The 257-nt window shown below is 60.7% G+C and carries 1 pseudogene; it reads right to left on the bottom strand.

What is annotated here, in order from left to right:
• Positions 1-41: 41 nt before the first annotated feature.
• Positions 42-257: pseudogene (locus tag KVS69_RS19845) on the bottom strand (hypothetical protein); the annotation flags it as partial.

The raw sequence follows: 257 nt of genomic DNA, 5'->3' as shown, positions 1-257 counted from the left end.
CTCTGTTGGTTTTATGGTTGCAGTTTTGAATTCCTCCCGACCTATCGGCGGAAGTCCGGTGCCTCCCGATCAAGCTGGCGCAGGAAGGCCGGCCATTCCCGTTCTCCCGCGATCAGGATGTCGCCCTTGTTCTCCCAGAACTGCCGCGCCGCTTTCTCGCAGACGTCGTGAGGCGGGATGAGGAGTTCCGCGCCCGACGCCTGCAGGTCCAACTGGATGCGCGCTGCACGCTCGAAGTAATAAAGCAGCATGAAGGC

Origin of the sequence: Stenotrophomonas sp. GbtcB23 (assembly GCF_019091045.1) — a bacterium.
GTDB lineage: Bacteria > Pseudomonadota > Gammaproteobacteria > Xanthomonadales > Xanthomonadaceae > Stenotrophomonas > Stenotrophomonas rhizophila_A.
This window is presented reverse-complemented; position numbering and strand designations above follow the sequence as displayed.